Below are 16942 nucleotides of genomic sequence, written 5' to 3'. Positions count from 1 at the left end.
AGCGGTTGAAAGAAGCAGGGCTTGAACAGAGCATGTCACGCAAGGGCAACTGCCTGGACAACGCGGCGATGGAAAGCTTTTTTGGGACGCTCAAATCGGAGTACTTCCACCGTGAGCGCTTCGCAAGCGTGGCTGAGCTTAAGGCGGGGTTGGATGAATACATCCATTATTACAACCATGATCGAATCAAAATGAAGCTCAACGGCCTGAGCCCTGTGGCTTACAGGACTCAGGCTGAGATAGGCTAACCAACTGTCCAACATTTGGGGCGCAGCTCAGAATCAGTAAGCCTCACAAATACGCTGCAAGGCGATTGCTCCCCTCAGGTGCACCACCCTCCCTGTAGGAGCGGCCTCGTGCCGCGATGGGCCGCGCAGCGGCCCCAACGATACGCGCTGCGAAGCTGAAACCCTAAACCGCCGCGCAACCCTTTGACCGGCCCACCAGGCTCAAGCCTCGTGACAGATACGCCCATCGACCAACGTATAGCGCACGGCACCCGGCAGGCAGTGCCCGATGAACGGGCAGTTGTCGCCACGGGAGTACCAATGCTCACCGGCCACGGTCGAGGCCTGTGGATCGAACACCACCAAGTCAGCCGCAGCGCCAACCTTCAGCTGGCCAGCCGGCAGCCGCATGGCACCAGCGGGACCACAGGTCAGACGCGCCAGCAAGGTCGGCAGGTCGAGCAAGCCATCCTGCACCAACGTCATGGCCAACGGCAGCAACACGTCCACGCTGCTGATACCCGGCTCTGTGGCGCCGAAGGGGGCCAGCTTGGCATCGCGTTCATGAGGCTGGTGATGGCTGGAGATCGCCTGGATCACGCCGGTTTTCACCGCCTCGCGCAGGCCATCGCGATCGGCAGCGCTACGCAGTGGCGGTTGCACGTGGTACAGGCTGGAAAATTCACGCAGCGATTCGTCGGTCAGGATCAACTGGTACAACGCGACATCGGCAGTGACCGGCAAACCAAGGCTTTGCGCCTGGGCGATCAGCCGCGCGCCACGGGCGCTGGTGATCTGGGTGAAGTGGGCGCGGACGCCGGTCTGCTCCACTAGCAGCAGGTTGCGCGCCAACGCCACGGTTTCAGCAGTTTCGGGAATGCCGGGCAAACCCAGGAAGCTGGCCATGGCCCCTTCATGGGCAAGGCCGCCTTGGGCCAGGTCGCGGTCCTGGGAGTGGAACACCACCGTCAGGTCGAACGTGGCGGCGTATTCCAGCGCACGGGCCAAGGTGCGGTTGTTGGGGATTTCCTTCAGGCCATTGCCGAACGCGACGCAGCCGGTGTCACGCAGGCCCACCAGTTCGGCCAACTGTTCCCCCTCCAGGCCCTTGGTCAGCGCGCCGATCGGGTAAACCTTGCTGTTGCCCGCCTCGCGGGCGCGGTCCAGGATCAGCTCGGCCACCGCCGAGGTGTCCAGGGCCGGGCGGGTCTGCGGCGGGCAGCACAGGCTGGTCACGCCACCGGCCACGGCCGCGCGGGTCTCGCTGGCGATGGTGCCTTTGCGGCTATAGCCGGGCTCGCGCAGCGACACGCCCAGGTCCACCAGGCCAGGGGCGACGACCAGGCCATCGGCCTGAAGGGTGCGGTTGGCGGTAAAGCCAACGGGCGCGGCGCCCATGGCGGCAATGCGGCCGCCCTCCAGGTGCAGGTCGGTGACCTGGTCAAGGCCGCTTTGAGGGTCGATGACCCGGGCGCCAAGAATGCTGATGCTCACTGGGCGATCTCCTGGTCGAGTTGACGTTGTACGTTTTGCCCGCTCATGGCCATGGACAGCACGGCCATGCGCACGGCGATCCCGTAGGTGACCTGGTTCAGGATCACCGAATGCTTGCCATCGGCCACGGCAGATTCGATTTCCACTCCACGGTTGATCGGACCGGGGTGCATGACGATGGCGTCCGGCTTGGCCCCTGCCAGGCGGGCAGTGGTCAGGCCGAACAGGCGGTAGAACTCGCCTTCGCTGGGCAGCAGGCCACCGGCCATGCGCTCACGCTGCAGGCGCAGCATGATCACCACGTCGACGTCCTTGAGGCCTTCGGCCAGGTCGGTGTACACCTTCACGCCATACTGCTCGATGCCGATCGGGATCAGGGTTTTCGGGCCGATCACGCGAATGTCCGGGCAGCCCAGCGCCTTGAGCGCGAGCATGTCCGAACGCGCCACGCGCGAATGAAGGATATCGCCGACGATGGCAACCGAGAGGTTCTCGAAGCCGCCCTTGTGCCGGCGAATGGTGAGCATGTCGAGCATGCCCTGGGTCGGGTGCGCATGGCGGCCGTCACCGCCGTTGATCACGGCCACCTCCGGGCACACGTGCTCGGCAATGAAGTGCGCCGCGCCTGAATCCGAGTGGCGCACCACGAACATATCGGCGGCCATGGCTTCAAGGTTGCGCAGGGTATCGAACAGCGTCTCGCCTTTGCTGGTCGAGGAGGTCGACACATTCAGGCTGATCACGTCGGCGGACAGGCGCTGGGCGGCCAGCTCGAACGTGGTCCGGGTGCGGGTGGAGTTCTCGAAGAAGACGTTGCACACCGTCTTGCCACGCAGCAGCGGCACTTTCTTCACGGCGCGGGCGCCGACTTCCAGGAAGGAATCGGCAGTGTCGAGGATTTCGGTCAGCAGTTCGCGGGGCAAACCGTCAAGCGAAAGGAAATGGCGCAGCTGGCCCTGATCATTGAGCTGCAGCGGGCGCTTGGCGTCGATTGGCGTCATCGCGGGGGACTCTTAAAGGGCGGTAGCGGGGGCGAGGTCCTGGCGCTCGAGGGCGAGCGGTGCGGGTCCGGTCAATTTTACCCGTTCATGGGCCGCCAGTGACAAGGTGGCGCCGAGCACATTCGGGCGGATGGGCAGCTCGCCTGCATCCAGGTCCAGCAGGCAGACCAGGGTGACGCTGGCCGGACGGCCGTAGTCGAACAGTTCGTTGAGGGCGGCGCGAATGGTGCGACCGCTCATCAGCACGTCGTCCACCAGCACCAGGTGCTGGCCTTCGATCTCAAATGGCAGCTCCGAGGGGCGCACCTGCGGGTGCAGGCCATTCTGGCTGAAGTCGTCTCGATAGAACGACACGTCAAGCGTACCCATGGCATTGGTGTCGTCCATGGCCTGTTGCAACGCCTGGGCCACCCACACGCCTCCGGTGCGAATGCCGATGTAGCGTGGCTCGGCGATGGCACGGCGGGCCAGATGGGCGCGAAGGTCGACAGCCATCTGCCGGATCAGCGCGGCAGGATCAGGTAGGCTCATTGCAGGTTCCTCGGAAGGGTGCGCCGGATGCATCCGGTCGCGAAGATGATCAGGTATTGGCCTCCAGCCAGCCTTGCAGCAGCAGGGCGGCGGCGATGGCGTCGACCGGGTTGTCCCGGTACGTGCCGCGCTGGCCGCCACGGGCCATGCGCTCGCCCTTGGCCTCGAACGTGGTCAGGCGTTCGTCATGGGTATGCACCGGCAGGTTGAAGCGCCCATTGAGGCGGCGGGCGAATTTTTCGGCCCGGGCGCTCATTTCGCTGGGGGTGCCGTCCATGTTCAGCGGCAGGCCGACGACGATGGCGTCAGGCTTCCATTCAGCGATCAGGCGCTCGACCTGGGCCCAGTCCGGCACGCCATTCTGGGCGCGCAACGTACAGAGTTCACGGGCCTGGCCGGTGACCGCCTGGCCGACGGCCACGCCGATCTGCTTGGTGCCATAGTCGAAACCCAGCAGCAGCCGGGGTGCGGTAAGCGCGTCGGCCATCAGGCGTGGCCCGCCTGGCTGGTCAGCAGATGCAGGTTGATGCCAAGGCTCGCGGCCGCCGCTTCCAGGCGCAGCTCGCTGGTCATGGCAAACAGGATATCCGGGTCGAACGCACAGTTGAGCCAGGCGTTATCGGCCAGTTCGGCCTCGAGCTGGCCCGCTTCCCAGCCGGCATAACCCAAGGTGATCAGGCTCTTTTCCGGGCCCACGCCCTCGGCGATGGCGAACAGCACGTCCTGGGACGTGGAAAGCGAGAGGCCCTGCAGTTCCACCGTGGCCTGGTAGCTGCACTCGCTGGTATGCAGCACGAAGCCGCGGTCGGTCTGCACCGGGCCGCCTTGGTAGATAGGCACCTGCAGCGTGCTGGCCGGCGGGGTTTCGTCCGGGCGCAGTTGCTCGAGGATGTCGGCCAGGTTCAGTTCCTGCGGCTTGTTCACCACAAGCCCCATCGCGCCATGAGCATTGTGCTCGACGATGTACGTGAGGGTCTGGGCGAAGTTCGGGTCGGCCATGTGCGGCATGGCGATCAGGAACTGGTGCTTGAGGTAGCTCGGCGTGAGGTTCTTCATGGGGGATAGTGTGGCGCCACCCGGCCACCGCTGCAAGCGTGCCGGCTCAGTTGCTGGACAACCGATCACCCCTGGCGAAGCGCCAGGTACGGATGATTTCCAGCCGGTCGTACTCGGCCAGATCACCGGTGAACGGCGCGAACGGTGCGGCCAGGCGCACGATGCGCTGGGCAGCCTGGTCCAGCACGGGCTGGCCGGACGATTCAAGCACCAGCACTTCGTAGAGTGACCCGTCGCGGTTGATCGAGACCATCATGCGCAGGTTGCCGTAGATCTGCTGCCGGCGTGCCTCGTCCGGATAATTCAGGTTACCCACGCGTTCGACTTTCTTGCGCCATTCCTCTTTGTACCAGGCGCCCTTGTCGCGCATGGTCGAGGCCGCATTCAGGCGATGGATACGCGGGCGCTTGGCATATTGCTGCTGCTCATTGGCAAGCTCTGCCTCAAGGCTGGCGATCTGGCTGGACAGCTGCGAGCTGTCGAACTCGCGCACGGGCGTGCTCGGCTTGGGCTGGGGCTTGCTTTCCCGTGGCTTGGGCTCGACCTTCTGCGCCTTCGGAGCCTTGGTCGCGACCGCCGACTTCTGCGGGGGCGGCGGTACCTCGGGCCTGGCGGCAGGTGGCGGGGTGATCTTGTTGATCTTGGTGTCCTGGAAAGGCGCAAGCTCGGTGGTCTTGGGCACGGCCTTCTTGTCCAGGGTGCCGCTGCCTTGCTGGTTGTCTTGCGCCTGGAAGTCGGCCTTTTCCGGCGGCTTTTCGCTTTTGAACGTGGCCAGGGTGATGTCCATGGTGCGGCTGATCTGCGCCGGCTTGACCACGGTAAAGCCCACCTCGAGGATCAACGCCAGGTGCACCAGCGCCGCCAGAAACAGCGTGAAGCCCAGCCTGTCCACCGGGCGAACGCGGGGCGGCAACAGGTCGGCGGGGATGTCAGCGGGCAGCGTCATCAGGTATCCAGGGGCATCGTCGAGCTACAAACGGCACGCAACAGGCAGCAGAGGCACGGGGCGGGCGTACCGGTCTTGCAGCCTGTCGTTTGCGGGTGAGCATGATACCCCACGCCAGTCCGTTACCGAATGTCCGTGGTCAACGCGTCTTGAGCTGGCGATCAATGGCATCCATCAGCTGGCCGCCGATGTCGGTGCCGTAGGCGGCGTCGATTTCGCGGATGCAGGTGGGGCTGGTCACGTTGATTTCGGTGAGGTAGTCGCCAATCACGTCCAGACCGACGAACAGCAGGCCCTTCTGGCGCAATGTCGGGCCTACCTGCGCCGCGATCCAGCGGTCGCGCTCGCTCAGGGGGCGTGCTTCGCCACGACCGCCGGCTGCCAGGTTGCCACGGGTTTCGCCGCTGGCCGGAATACGGGCCAGGCAGTAGTCGATCGGCTCGCCGTCGATCATCAGGATACGCTTGTCGCCGTCCGTGATCGCCGGCAGGTAGGCCTGGGCCATGATCTGCTGAGTACCCAGCAGGGTCAGGGTTTCGAGGATCACCGACAGGTTCGGGTCGCCCGCCCGGTGACGGAAGATCGACGTGCCGCCCATGCCATCCAGGGGCTTGAGGATCACATCGCCATGCTCGGCGGCAAACGCGCGGATGATGTCCGGGCGACGGCTGACCAGGGTGGGTGGCGTACATTGCGGGAACAGCGTGGCGAACAGCTTTTCGTTGCAGTCACGCAGGCTCTGAGGGCGGTTGACCACCAGCACGCCTTCGCTTTCGGCTTGTTCGAGCAGGTAGGTGCTGTAGACGAATTCCAGGTCGAAGGGTGGGTCCTTGCGCATCAGGATCACGTCCAGTTCGGCCAGGGCGCTGTCCTGCTCCTCGCCCAGCTCGTACCAGCGGGCCGGGTCTGCGTGCACCGTCAACGGGCGCATGCGCGCACGTGCCTTGCCTTGACCTTGATACAGGTCGCGCTGCTCCATGTAGAACAGGCTCCAGCCGCGTGCCTGGGCAGCCAGCAACATGGCCAGCGAACTGTCCTTCTTGTAGGAGATGGACGCGATAGGGTCCATGACAATGCCGAGGCGAACGCTCATGGGGTGGTTCCTCTTGGCGGCGTGGCCGCGATGGATCGAAAGAAAAGTGGCTCAGGGTGGCGCCGCCAACGCCGCCGGTCAAGGGGCGCGGCAGATGGAATGGCTACCCGGACTGTGCTAAAAATGCAGCTTCAAGCCTTCGGCTACACGCCTCAAGCGAAAAGCGGCCACGGGCCCATTGGGCTTTCCTGTAGCGTGGCGCTTGCAACGTGCAGCTCAATTCCCCGGGTAGGCGTTTATGGAACAACCCCTGAAAGTGATGGTGATCGACGATTCACGCACCATTCGCCGCACGGCGCAGATGCTGCTCGGTGAGGTGGGCTGCGAGGTCATCACTGCCAGCGATGGCTTCGATGCCCTGGCCAAGATTGTCGATCACAACCCGGCCGTGATCTTCGTCGATGTCTTGATGCCGCGTCTGGACGGCTATCAGACGTGCGCGGTGATCAAGCAGAACAGCACCTTCAAGGACGTCCCGGTGATTCTGTTGTCGTCGCGCGACGGTCTGTTCGACAAGGCCCGTGGGCGTGTGGTCGGTTCTGATCAGTTTCTGACCAAACCGTTTACCAAGGAAGAACTGATCGAGGCGATACAGGCCCATGTACCTGGGTTTGCCACCGCTCAACAAACAGCACCCTGACCGCGCCCTGCCATGGCACGGTCTTTCGAATCCTGATGGGGAACCCGTATGGCCCGCGTTCTGATTGTCGACGACTCGCCGACAGAGATGTATCGATTGACCCAATGGCTGGAAAACCACGGGCACGAGGTACTCAAGGCCAACAACGGCGCCGATGGCGTGGCCCTTGCCCGGCAGGAGAAGCCCGATGCAGTGCTCATGGATATCGTGATGCCAGGCATGAACGGCTTCCAGGCCACTCGCCAGCTCAGCAAGGACCCGGAGACCAAGGGCATTCCGGTCATCGTGGTGACCACCAAGGATCAGGAAACCGACCGCATCTGGGCGACGCGCCAGGGCGCACGTGACTTCCTGACCAAACCTGTGGAAGAAGACGCACTGGTGCACAAGCTCCAAGAGGTGCTGGGGGCTTGACCACACGCCCGCAGGGAGCATCGCTGACCGCCTTCGAACTGTTGCTGGATATCGATCGGCGCTGCCGCCTGCTGGTAGCCGACCAACCGGCTTCGGGTGAAAGGTTGCAGCAGTGGAGCGGCATCGGTTTTCGTGTAGCCGGGCAATGGTTCGTCGCCCCCATGGGCGAGGTGGCCGAAGTGCTGCGTGAGCCCCGCAGTAGTCGAGTACCTGGGGTGCAACCCTGGGTATGCGGGGTGGCCAATCTGCGTGGCCGGTTGCTGCCCGTGATGGACCTGGGCCGTTTCCTCGGCCTGGGCAGTGCTGTGCCCGGCAAGCAACGGCGCGTCTTGGTGCTTGATCACGAGGCGCTTTTCGTTGGCCTGCTGGTGGACGAAGTGGTAGGCCTGCAGCACTTTGCAATCGACAGCCTGCAACCTGCGCTGCCGGTGACCGATGCTGCCGGGGCCTTCGTTCAGGGGCGCTTTGAACGCGACCACGACTACTGGGCGATTTTCAGCCCCTTTGCCCTGGCCCAGGCACCGGGCTTTCTCGATGTGGCGTTATAGGACCTTGCAAACGTGAACCAGCCTGCTCCCCCCGTCACCGCCACTACCGTGAGCCCCCGCACCCGCAGCATTGCGCAGATCACCGTGCTGTTCCTGATCCTGATCCTCTCAATCATTCTGCTGTTCGCCAATTTCGCCTACCTCAACACCCAGTCCAACTACGACAAGCAATACATCGGCCATGCCGGCGAGCTGCGCGTGTTGTCCCAGCGCATCGCCAAGAACGCCACTGAAGCGGCTGCCGGCAAGGGCGTAGCCTTCAGGCTGCTGTCCGATGCACGCAACGACTTCGAGCGTCGCTGGGGCTACCTGCGCGAAGGCGACAAGGCCACCGGGCTGCCCGCGGCGCCAGCCTCGGTACGCGAAGAGATGGAAGCGGTGCGCGATGACTGGGAGAGCCTGCGCAAGAGCACCGACACCATCCTGGCCAGCGAACAGACCGTGCTGTCCTTGCACCAGGTGGCGGCAACCCTGGCCGAAACCGTCCCGCAGTTGCAGGTCGAATACGAAAAGGTGGTCGAAATCCTGCTGCAAAGTGGCGCCCCGGCCAGCCAGGTTGCCGTGGCACAGCGCCAGCTGCTGCTGGCCGAACGTATCCTGGGGTCGGTCAACACCGTACTGGCCGGCGATGCGGCGGCGGCGCAGGCCGCCGATGCCTTCGGCCGCGATGCTGGCCGCTTCGGCCAGGTGCTCGAGGGCATGCTCAAGGGCGATGCTGCCATTGGCGTGACCCGTGTCGAAGACGCCGATGCCAGGGCGCGGCTGGCGGAAATCGCCGAGCTGTTCCAGTTCGTGGCCGGCTCGGTCGATGAAATTCTCGAGACCTCGCCGGAGCTGTTCCGGGTGCGTGAGGCGGCCGGCAGCATTTTCAGCCTGTCGCAGACCTTGCTCGAGGAAGCCTCGCACCTGGCCAACGGCTTCGAGAACCTGGCCAGCGGGCGCACGCTCGATACCGTTGGGGGGTATGCACTGGGCTTGTTGGCACTGGCCTCGATCATCCTCATCGGCCTGGTGATGGTGCGCACCACCAACCGTCAGTTGCGTGAGACCGCCGAAAAGAACGAACGCAACCAGCAGGCGATCATGCGCCTGCTCGATGAAATCGAAGAGTTGGCAGATGGCGACCTGACGGTGACCGTCTCGGTGACCGAAGACTTCACCGGTGCCATCGCCGACTCCATCAACTACTCCGTCGACCAATTGCGCGACCTGGTCGCCACCATCAACCACAGCGCGGTGCAGGTCGCCTCGGCGGTACAGGACACGCAGAACACGGCCCGCCAGTTGGCCAAGGCATCCGAGCAGCAGGCCGAACAGATCAGCGAAGCCTCCGAGGCAGTCGGGGACATGGTCGAGTCGATCGACCGTGTTTCGGCCCATGCCTACGAATCGGCCAAGGTCGCCGAGCGGTCCGTGGCCATTGCCAACAAGGGCAATGAGGTGGTGCACAACACCATCGACGGCATGAACAACATTCGCGAGCAGATCCAGGACACCGCCAAGCGCATCAAGCGCCTGGGCGAATCGTCCCAGGAAATCGGCGATATCGTCAGCCTGATCGACGACATCGCCGACCAGACCAACATCCTGGCCTTGAACGCCGCTATCCAGGCCTCCCTGGCGGGTGAGGCAGGGCGCGGGTTCGCCGTGGTCGCGGACGAGGTCCAGCGCCTGGCCGAGCGCTCGTCCTCCGCTACACGGCAGATCGAAGCCCTTGTGCGGACCATTCAGGCCGACACCAACGAAGCGGTCATCTCCATGGAACAGACCACGGCCGAAGTCGTGCGAGGCGCCAGGCTGGCCCAGGACGCCGGCGTGGCGCTGGCCGAGATCGAAGGGGTTTCGCAGAACCTTGCCGACCTTATCCACAGCATTTCCGATGCGGCCCAGCTGCAAACCTCCTCGGCGGGGCAGATCTCACACACCATGGCCGTCATCCAGCAGATCACCGCCCAGACGTCCGCAGGTTCCGGCGCCACCGCCGACAGTATTCGTCACCTGGCGCGCATGGCCAGCGAGATGCGTCGCTCGGTTTCCGGATTCACCCTGCCGGCACCTGCCGAGCCCCATTGAGAAATGCCCATGTCCACGCCCATGCCCGGCTCCATTGCTGGCCCTGCCCGCCACGATACCGTGGGCTTGGCCTGGACCAAGGCTGCCCTGCTCGATTGCCTGGGGCAGGGGCGCCAGGCGCTGGAACGCTTTGCCGGCGAGCCTGAAGACCTGTCGCTACTCACCTTCGTGGCGGACAACCTGCACCAGGTGCACGGTTGCCTGGTGATGCTGGAATTGCCTGGGGCCACGCGCCTTGCCCAGGAGCTGGAAATGCTTGTGACCGACCTGGCCAGCGGAAAGGTCACCCCGCGAGGCGACTGCCTGGGCGCGCTGTTCAGGGGCCTGGAGCTGTTGCCTTCGTACCTTGAACGTCTGCGCGGCGCTCGCCATGACCTGCCACTGGTGATGTTGCCGCTACTCAACCAGCTGCGTGCTTGCCGAGGCGCGGAACCGGTGGTTCATGGCCGCCTGCTCGGCAGTGCAGGCCAGCGTCTGGCAGGTGCCGAGGACCTGGCCAACCTTGACGTGTCGCTGGGCAACTGGCGCGAGCAGTTGCAGGCCGGGGAGGGCCGCGACGCGCTAAGGTCGGTGGTGGCGGCATTGTGTGACGACCTCATGCGCATCAAGGACCGCCTGGACCAGTTCGTGCGCAGCGACCGGCAGCACAATGAACAGCTCGAAGTGTTGCTCGCTCCCCTGCGCCACGTGGCCGATACCCTGGCTGTGCTGGGTTTCCAGCAGCCGCGTCGGGTCATCATCGATCAAGTGATGACGCTGCAAGGGCTGGCCCAGGGCGATCGGGCCGTGGATGACGCGGTGTTGATGGATGTGGCGGGGGCATTGCTGTATGTGGAGGCCACGCTCAACGGCATGGTCGGGCCGCTCGAAGAAGGGGGAGAGGCAGGCCTGCCGGGCGCCGATGTCGCCGAGATTCGCCTGGTCGTGCTGCGAGAGTCGCTGAACGTGTTGCAGCAAGCCAAGGACCTGTTGGGCGATTGCCTGGAGTCGGGTTGGCCCCGTCAACACCTGCAGGCCTTGCCAGGTTTGCTCCAGCAGGTGCGCGGCGCCCTTGCCATGCTGATGCTGCCGGCAGCTGCCGAGGTGTTCGCGCGCTGCACGGCGTTTGTCCAGGGCTGGGTACAACAGGCGCAGGCCGACCCCTCCTCCGAGGAGCTGACGCTGCTGGCCGAAGCCTTGAGCGCTGGCGAATGCTACCTGCAATGGCGCGTGGCCGACCCGCTGGCCGACGCCCAGCGCTTCATCGTCATGGCCCGCGAGCGCCTGGGCGCGTTGGGCGTCCCCTGTTCCACCGCACAAGAGCATGCCAACCTGGAAGACGAGGACGGCCTTCAGGACGAGTTGCGTGGCGTATTCATCGAAGAAGCCCAAACACTGCTTCAGGACATTGAGCGGCACTGGCTGAACTGGCGTGCCGACCACCAGCAGCAGGACGCACTGATCGACGTGCACCGGGCGTTGCATACGCTCAAGGGCGCAGCCCGCCTGGTGCATGCCCAGGCGTTGGCAGAGCTGGCTTGGGCCGCCGAGCACCTGCTCAACCGCGTGCTTGCCGGCCGCAACGTGCTTGGCGCAGACGGGCAGATAGCGCTTGAGCAAGCGTTCGCGCAACTGCCCGAGGTGCTCGCCGACTTCGCCGCAGGGCACCTGCCGCACGTGAGCGCAGTACAGCAATTGGTGGGCCGCCTGCATGCCCTTGCCGAGCGCGATTTGCCAGCCGCGGCCAACGCGCAGGGGCTCGACCCGCAGTTGCTGGACATCTTCCGTTCCGAGGCGCAAGGCCACCTGGCCAGCCTCGATACATTCCTGGCACATGCCCAGCACGGCGTCCTTGTGGACGACGCCCTGCAGCGGGCCTTGCACACCCTCAAGGGCAGTGCGGCCATGGCCGGGGTCTTGCCCATGGCTGAACTTGCTACCGTATTCGATCGGCTGGTGCGTGAGTACAAGGCGCACGACCTGCTGCTCGACGAAACGGAACTGCGCTGGCTCACGTCCGCCGCCTCGATGTTCGGGCAGGGCCTGGCGCAGTTATCCACCACCCCGCTCGACCCCCTGCCCGGCGCGGCCCAGTTGATCGAGCAGGTTGAGTTGGCCCTGGATGCGCGTATTGCCGCCCTGGGTGGCGATGCGCATGCCTCGACCGGCAACGCCAGCGACCCGCAACAGGTCGCAACGTTCCTGTCACAGGCCATGGACCGTCTGCTGGATGCCGAGACGTTGCTGGCCGACTGGCAGCGGCACCCGGCCCAACGGGGGGCCTTGGACACGCTGCTCGATGACATGACCGAACTTGCCCATGCCGCCCATTCAGCCGATCTGTGGCAGGTCGATGAGGTGTGCGAAGCGTTGCTGGACCTGTACGGTGCCGTGGAGGAGGGCAGTCTGCCTGCCGATGGGCAATTCTTCACCCATGCCCAGCACGCCCACGAAGCGCTGCTGGACATGCTCGACGAGCTGGCTGCTGGCCAGGACGTCGCCCCGCGTACGGCGCTGGTGACCCGTCTGCGCGACCTGCAGGGGCAAGGGCTGGCTCCGGATGCCACCGGGCGCGTGGGCCTCGACAGTGTCACACCGCTGCACCCGGACATGGACGTGCAGCTGATCGACACACCGACCCCTGACGTAGCCCTCGACCCGGCGCCAGTACAGCCGTCCCAGGCTCCGGAAAGCGCCGGGGAAGAGCTGATGGAGGTCTTTCTCGAAGAAAGCTCGGACATCGTCGAGAGCGCTGCGGCGGCCCTGGCGCGGTGGCAGGCCGACCCACGCAGCACGGTGGAGGTGGACAACCTGATGCGCGACCTGCACACCCTCAAAGGGGTGGCACGCATGGTCGAAATCGGCCCCATCGGTGACCTGGCCCATGAGCTGGAATTTTTGTACGAGTTGCTCGCGGCAGGGCGCCTGCCACCGAGCGGGGCCTTGTTCTCGCTGTTGCAGAACTGCCACGACCGCCTGGCGCACATGCTCGATGCCGTGCGCCTGGGGCAACCGCTGCACGCTGCCACGGCGCTGATCGATTACATCCGCAACTTCAGCAGCGCCGGGCTGACCGACAGCGCGGCCGGCACCAGCCCGGTCGAAACTGCCGCCAGCGAAGGTCCAGCAGTAACCCCTGAGCGCGTACCGGGGGATATGGTCAAGGTCGATGCCGAATTGCTGGACGACCTGGGCAACCTGGCCGGTGAGCATTCGATCATCCGTGGACGCATTGAGCAGCAGGTCAACGACGCCCAGTTCACGCTCAACGAAATGGAAACCACGCTCGAGCGCATGCGTGACCAACTGCTACGCCTGGATATCGAAACCCAGGGCCGGATTTCCAGCCGCCAGCAGATCGAAGGCGATGTCTATGAAGATTTCGACCCACTGGAAATGGACCGCCACTCGCAGTTGCAGCAGTTGTCGCGGGCCCTGTTCGAGTCGGCCTCGGACCTGCTGGACCTGAAGGAGACCATGGCCCAGCGCGCCCAGGAAGCCTACGGCCTGCTCCAGCAGCAGGCGCGGGTCAACAGCCAACTGCAGGAAGGCCTGACGGCAACGTTAATGGTGCCCTTCGAACGCCTGGTGCCGCGCTTGCAGCGCGTGGTGCGGCAGGTGGCGAGCGAGCTGGGCAAGCAGGTCGAGCTGGTGGTGGGCAACGCCGAGGGGGAGCTGGATCGCAGCGTGCTGGAACGCATGGTGGCGCCCCTTGAACACATGTTGCGCAATGCCGTCGACCATGGCCTGGAAAGCCGCGAAGCCCGATTGGCCGCGGGCAAGCCCGAGCAGGGCACGATCCACCTGAACCTGCTGCACGAGGGGGCGGACATCGTCATCGAGATGACCGACGACGGCGCCGGCGTGCCGCTGCACGCTGTCCGGCTCAAGGCCATCAAGCGCGGTCTGCTGGACCCGCAGGCGCAGCTGAGCGACCACGAGATACTGCAGTTCATCCTCAGGCCGGGCTTTTCCACGGCCGAAAAGATCACGCAGATCTCAGGGCGGGGCCTGGGCATGGACGTCGTCCACGAAGAGGTCAAGCAGTTGGGCGGCTCGATGACCATCGAGTCGGCCCAGGGCAAGGGGGCGCGTTTCCAGATTCGCCTGCCGTTCACGGTGTCGATCAACCGCGCACTGATGGTGCACCTGGGCGATGAGCAGTACGCGATCCCGCTCAACACCATCGAAGGCATCGTGCGGGTACCGCCCGCTGAACTGGCGGCCTGCTACGAGCAGGAGCCGCCGCGCTACGCCTACGCAGGCCATCAGTACCAGCTGCGCTACCTGGGCGAGCTGGTGCAGGGCGCCCCGCGTCCCACGCTGCTGGGCCAGAGCGTGCCATTGCCCTTGCTGCTGGTGCACTCGCAGGAGCAGTCGTTCGCCATCCAGGTCGACAGCTTGTCGCCCAGCCGGGAGATCGTGGTCAAAAGCCTGGGCCCGCAGTTCGCGGCCGTTGCCGGCCTGTCGGGTGCAACGTTGCTGGGGGATGGGCGAGTGGTGCTGATTCTGGACCTTCTGGGGCAGTTGCGCGGCCAGCAACGGCGGCTTGCTCGTTTGCCTGGAGGCACGCCACGTGGGTTGCTGCCGGCAGCGACCCCGGATCGCACCTTGCTGGTGATGGTGGTGGATGACTCGGTCACGGTGCGCAAGGTCACCAGCCGGCTGTTGGAGCGCCATGGCATGAGCGTGATCACCGCCAAGGACGGGGTGGATGCCATGGCGGTGCTCGAAGGGCATCGGCCCGATGTTTTGCTGCTGGATATCGAAATGCCGCGCATGGACGGTTTCGAAGTGGCGACCCGCATTCGCCAGGACGCCCGCCTCAAGGACCTGCCCATTATCATGATCACCTCGCGTACGGGGCAGAAGCACCGCGACCGAGCCATGGCCATCGGGGTCAACGAATACCTCGGCAAGCCTTATCAGGAGTCGGTATTGCTGCACAGCATCCTCCAGTGGAGCCAGTCCCATGCTTGAACTGATAGCCGGGCAGCGCAGCAGCCTCACCGGGCTGTTGCTGCCCTTGGGCGACCGTACGTTGGTGCTGCCCAATGTGGCCGTGGCCGAACTCAGTGGGCTGCGCAATGTGGCGTGCCAGCGCGGTGACCTGCCCTGGCACCTGGGCTGGGTCGACTGGCGCCAGCAGCGCTTGCCCCTGATCGGTTTCGAAGCGGCCTGCGACAGCCATACGCCCTGTGGCGAACGGGCCCGCGTGGTAGTGCTCAACGCATTGGGCGACACGGGCTTGCGTTACCTGGCCTTGCTGCTGCAAGGCATACCGCGCTCGTGCAAGCTCGACAGCCAGCTCAACTACGTCGACGTGGCATTGGCACCCCTTGAGTTGGCCGCTGTCCAGGTAGGGGAGCAGGTGGCGCGCGTACCTGACCTGGTGGGGCTCGAGCGCCTGGTCAGGGACGCGCAACGCAGCGGCAGGCTGCAAGCGTCGGGTTAGAGCGTACGGTCGCCGTGCGTCGATTGTCGTGGCTGAAACTAGATGGGTTTCGAAAGGTCTTTAAGGGCATGTATTACGGTGAACGCTTCAATGCCTGGACCCACTTGGTGGGTGCGTTGCTGGCAGGCCTCGGTGCCCTCTGGCTGATCATCGGGGCCGCCTTGCAGGGGGACCCCTGGAAGATCGTCAGTTTCTCCATCTACGGCGGCACGCTGTTGCTGCTGTACAGCATTTCGACGCTGTATCACAGCACGCGCGGACGGGCGAAGGTGATCATGCGCAAGCTCGATCACCTCTCTATTTACCTACTGATTGCCGGCAGCTACACGCCCTTCTGCCTGATCAGCCTGCGCGGGCCTTGGGGCTGGAGCCTGTTCGGCATCGTCTGGGGGCTGGCAGTACTGGGCATGCTGCAGGAAATCAAGCCGCGCTCCGAAGCACGGGTCTTGTCCATCGTGATCTATGCCGTGATGGGCTGGATCGTGCTGGTCGCGGTCAACCCGCTGCTGCAGGCGCTGGGTACCGCCGGTTTTGCCTGGCTGGCCGCAGGGGGCGTGTTCTACACCGTGGGCATCATTTTTTTCGCATTCGACCGGCGTTTTCGTCACTGGCATGGCATCTGGCACTTGTTCGTGATTGCCGGCAGCCTGATGCATTTCGTGGCGGTGTCGCACTACGTGCGTTGATCACCCCAGCCTGCAAGCACCGCCCGTCCGCCTTGGAAAGCTTAGAAATCACCCCAGAGCTGTTGTGCCACTGCAAGGGCCACCACGGGGGCGGTCTCGGTGCGCAATACCCGCGGGCCCAGGCGCGCCGCATGAAAGCCCGCTGCCTTGGCCTGCTCGACCTCGGGTTCGCTCAAGCCGCCTTCTGGGCCAATCAGGAACGCCAGGCTTGCCGGTTTGGCATGGCTGACCAGCGGTTCGGCTACCGGGTGCAACACCAGCTTGAGCTGCGCCTGGGTGGCAGCCAGCCACTCAGCCAGGGTGATGGGCGGGTGGATGATCGGCAGGCTGGAGCGGCCACACTGTTCGCAGGCGCTGATTGCCACTTGCCGCCAGTGGGCCAGGCGCTTGTCGGCGCGCTCGTCCTTCAGGCGCACCTCGCACCGCTCGCTGACGATCGGGGTGATCTCATTGGCGCCCAGCTCGGTGGCTTTCTGGATGGCCCAGTCCATACGCTCGCCCCGCGACAGCCCTTGGCCCAGGTGCACCTGCAGCGGTGAGTCGGCTTGGCCAGCGAATGCCTGGTCCAGGCTCACGCGCACAGCTTTCTTGCCCACCTCCAGCAACTGCCCACGGTATTCCTGGCCGCTGCCGTCGAACAGCTGCACGGGGTCACCCGCCGCCATGCGCAATACGCGGCCGATGTAGTGGGCCTGTGCCTCGGGCAGGTCGTGTTCGCCAAGGCTCAGGGGGGCGTCGATGAAGAAGCGGGACAGTCTCATGGGTAAGCTCTGAAAAGGTAAGGACGACCGGAAGGCCC

Annotated in this window: 16 protein-coding genes; 8 read left to right on the top strand and 8 right to left on the bottom strand. The window is 64.8% G+C overall.

Going from position 1 to position 16942, the window contains the following annotated elements; genetic code table 11:
* Positions 1–248, top strand: a 248-nt coding sequence (locus tag ACF8E5_RS00545; protein WP_392474748.1) for a transposase, incomplete at its 5' end; no start/stop codon positions are given.
* Positions 249–449: 201 nt separating this feature from the next.
* Here ACF8E5_RS00545 and ACF8E5_RS00540 read toward each other — a convergent pair.
* The 7 genes from ACF8E5_RS00540 to gshB form a co-directional block, all read right to left on the bottom strand.
* Positions 450–1721: a dihydroorotase gene (locus ACF8E5_RS00540; RefSeq protein ID WP_058604065.1), complete on the bottom strand. Its 1272-nt coding sequence runs from the start codon at positions 1719–1721 to the stop codon at positions 450–452.
* Entirely contained in the window at positions 1718–2722 is a 1005-nt protein-coding gene (locus ACF8E5_RS00535) for an aspartate carbamoyltransferase catalytic subunit (protein WP_058604064.1), read from the bottom strand. The genes ACF8E5_RS00540 and ACF8E5_RS00535 overlap by 4 nt, the downstream gene beginning before the upstream one ends.
* A 12-nt stretch (positions 2723–2734) precedes the next feature.
* Positions 2735–3253: a bifunctional pyr operon transcriptional regulator/uracil phosphoribosyltransferase PyrR gene (gene pyrR, locus ACF8E5_RS00530; protein ID WP_196186563.1), complete on the bottom strand. Its 519-nt coding sequence runs from the start codon at positions 3251–3253 to the stop codon at positions 2735–2737.
* Positions 3254–3302: 49 nt separating this feature from the next.
* Entirely contained in the window at positions 3303–3740 is a 438-nt protein-coding gene (gene ruvX / locus ACF8E5_RS00525) for a Holliday junction resolvase RuvX (RefSeq protein ID WP_058638869.1), read from the bottom strand.
* Positions 3740–4309 (bottom strand): YqgE/AlgH family protein, encoded by a 570-nt coding sequence (locus ACF8E5_RS00520; RefSeq protein WP_023532990.1) that lies wholly within the window; start codon positions 4307–4309, stop codon positions 3740–3742. Before ACF8E5_RS00520 ends, ruvX begins: the two co-directional genes overlap by 1 nt.
* Positions 4310–4355: 46 nt before the next feature.
* Complete coding sequence (locus tag ACF8E5_RS00515) at positions 4356–5255, bottom strand: TonB family protein (RefSeq protein WP_392474747.1); 900 nt, start codon at positions 5253–5255, stop codon at positions 4356–4358.
* A gap of 139 nt (positions 5256–5394) precedes the next feature.
* The gene (gshB, locus tag ACF8E5_RS00510; protein ID WP_392474746.1) at positions 5395–6348 is read right to left on the bottom strand and encodes a glutathione synthase; all 954 of its coding nucleotides are present in this window, start codon (positions 6346–6348) and stop codon (positions 5395–5397) included.
* Positions 6349–6586: 238 nt separating this feature from the next.
* Between gshB and ACF8E5_RS00505 the strand changes: the two genes are divergently transcribed.
* The 7 genes from ACF8E5_RS00505 (at position 6587) to ACF8E5_RS00475 (ending at position 16143) form a co-directional block, all read left to right on the top strand.
* Complete coding sequence (locus ACF8E5_RS00505; protein WP_058604060.1) at positions 6587–6988, top strand: PleD family two-component system response regulator; 402 nt, start codon at positions 6587–6589, stop codon at positions 6986–6988.
* Positions 6989–7036: 48 nt separating this feature from the next.
* Entirely contained in the window at positions 7037–7402 is a 366-nt protein-coding gene (gene pilH / locus ACF8E5_RS00500) for a twitching motility response regulator PilH (protein ID WP_058638872.1), read from the top strand.
* Positions 7399–7950, top strand: a complete 552-nt coding sequence (locus ACF8E5_RS00495) for a chemotaxis protein CheW (protein WP_392474745.1) — start codon at positions 7399–7401, stop codon at positions 7948–7950. The genes pilH and ACF8E5_RS00495 overlap by 4 nt, the downstream gene beginning before the upstream one ends.
* Positions 7951–7998: 48 nt before the next feature.
* A complete protein-coding gene (locus tag ACF8E5_RS00490; protein ID WP_241493095.1) occupies positions 7999–10023 on the top strand; it encodes a methyl-accepting chemotaxis protein in 2025 nt (674 codons plus the stop codon).
* A 9-nt stretch (positions 10024–10032) separates the two neighbouring features.
* Positions 10033–14982: an Hpt domain-containing protein gene (locus ACF8E5_RS00485; RefSeq protein WP_392474744.1), complete on the top strand. Its 4950-nt coding sequence runs from the start codon at positions 10033–10035 to the stop codon at positions 14980–14982.
* Positions 14975–15457, top strand: coding sequence for a chemotaxis protein CheW (locus tag ACF8E5_RS00480; RefSeq protein ID WP_058604056.1), 483 nt, complete (start codon positions 14975–14977; stop codon positions 15455–15457). Before ACF8E5_RS00485 ends, ACF8E5_RS00480 begins: the two co-directional genes overlap by 8 nt.
* A 68-nt stretch (positions 15458–15525) precedes the next feature.
* On the top strand, positions 15526–16143 hold the full coding sequence (locus tag ACF8E5_RS00475; protein ID WP_058604055.1) for a hemolysin III family protein: 618 nt from the start codon (positions 15526–15528) through the stop codon (positions 16141–16143).
* Between the two features lie 41 nt (positions 16144–16184).
* Here the strand turns inward: ACF8E5_RS00475 and ACF8E5_RS00470 are convergent, their stop codons facing one another.
* A complete protein-coding gene (locus tag ACF8E5_RS00470) occupies positions 16185–16904 on the bottom strand; it encodes a 16S rRNA (uracil(1498)-N(3))-methyltransferase (RefSeq protein ID WP_058638875.1) in 720 nt (239 codons plus the stop codon).
* Positions 16905–16942: the final 38 nt, after the last annotated feature.

The organism is Pseudomonas sp. WSY_20 (assembly GCF_043104335.1).
Taxonomy (GTDB): Bacteria; Pseudomonadota; Gammaproteobacteria; order Pseudomonadales; family Pseudomonadaceae; genus Aquipseudomonas; species Aquipseudomonas parafulva_B.
This window is presented reverse-complemented; position numbering and strand designations above follow the sequence as displayed.

Excerpts from the sequence above, each read along its gene's own strand:
- ACF8E5_RS00535 (WP_058604064.1), bottom strand. The coding sequence starts at position 2,722 with ATGACGCCAATCGACGCCAAGCGCCCGCTGCAGCTCAATGATCAGGGC.
- pyrR (WP_196186563.1), bottom strand. The coding sequence starts at position 3,253 with ATGAGCCTACCTGATCCTGCCGCGCTGATCCGGCAGATGGCTGTCGAC.
- ruvX (WP_058638869.1), bottom strand. The coding sequence starts at position 3,740 with ATGGCCGACGCGCTTACCGCACCCCGGCTGCTGCTGGGTTTCGACTAT.
- ACF8E5_RS00520 (WP_023532990.1), bottom strand. The coding sequence starts at position 4,309 with ATGAAGAACCTCACGCCGAGCTACCTCAAGCACCAGTTCCTGATCGCC.
- ACF8E5_RS00515 (WP_392474747.1), bottom strand. The coding sequence starts at position 5,255 with ATGACGCTGCCCGCTGACATCCCCGCCGACCTGTTGCCGCCCCGCGTT.
- gshB (WP_392474746.1), bottom strand. The coding sequence starts at position 6,348 with ATGAGCGTTCGCCTCGGCATTGTCATGGACCCTATCGCGTCCATCTCC.
- ACF8E5_RS00505 (WP_058604060.1), top strand. The coding sequence starts at position 6,587 with ATGGAACAACCCCTGAAAGTGATGGTGATCGACGATTCACGCACCATT.
- pilH (WP_058638872.1), top strand. The coding sequence starts at position 7,037 with ATGGCCCGCGTTCTGATTGTCGACGACTCGCCGACAGAGATGTATCGA.
- ACF8E5_RS00485 (WP_392474744.1), top strand. The coding sequence starts at position 10,033 with ATGTCCACGCCCATGCCCGGCTCCATTGCTGGCCCTGCCCGCCACGAT.
- ACF8E5_RS00480 (WP_058604056.1), top strand. The coding sequence starts at position 14,975 with ATGCTTGAACTGATAGCCGGGCAGCGCAGCAGCCTCACCGGGCTGTTG.
- ACF8E5_RS00475 (WP_058604055.1), top strand. The coding sequence starts at position 15,526 with ATGTATTACGGTGAACGCTTCAATGCCTGGACCCACTTGGTGGGTGCG.
- ACF8E5_RS00470 (WP_058638875.1), bottom strand. The coding sequence starts at position 16,904 with ATGAGACTGTCCCGCTTCTTCATCGACGCCCCCCTGAGCCTTGGCGAA.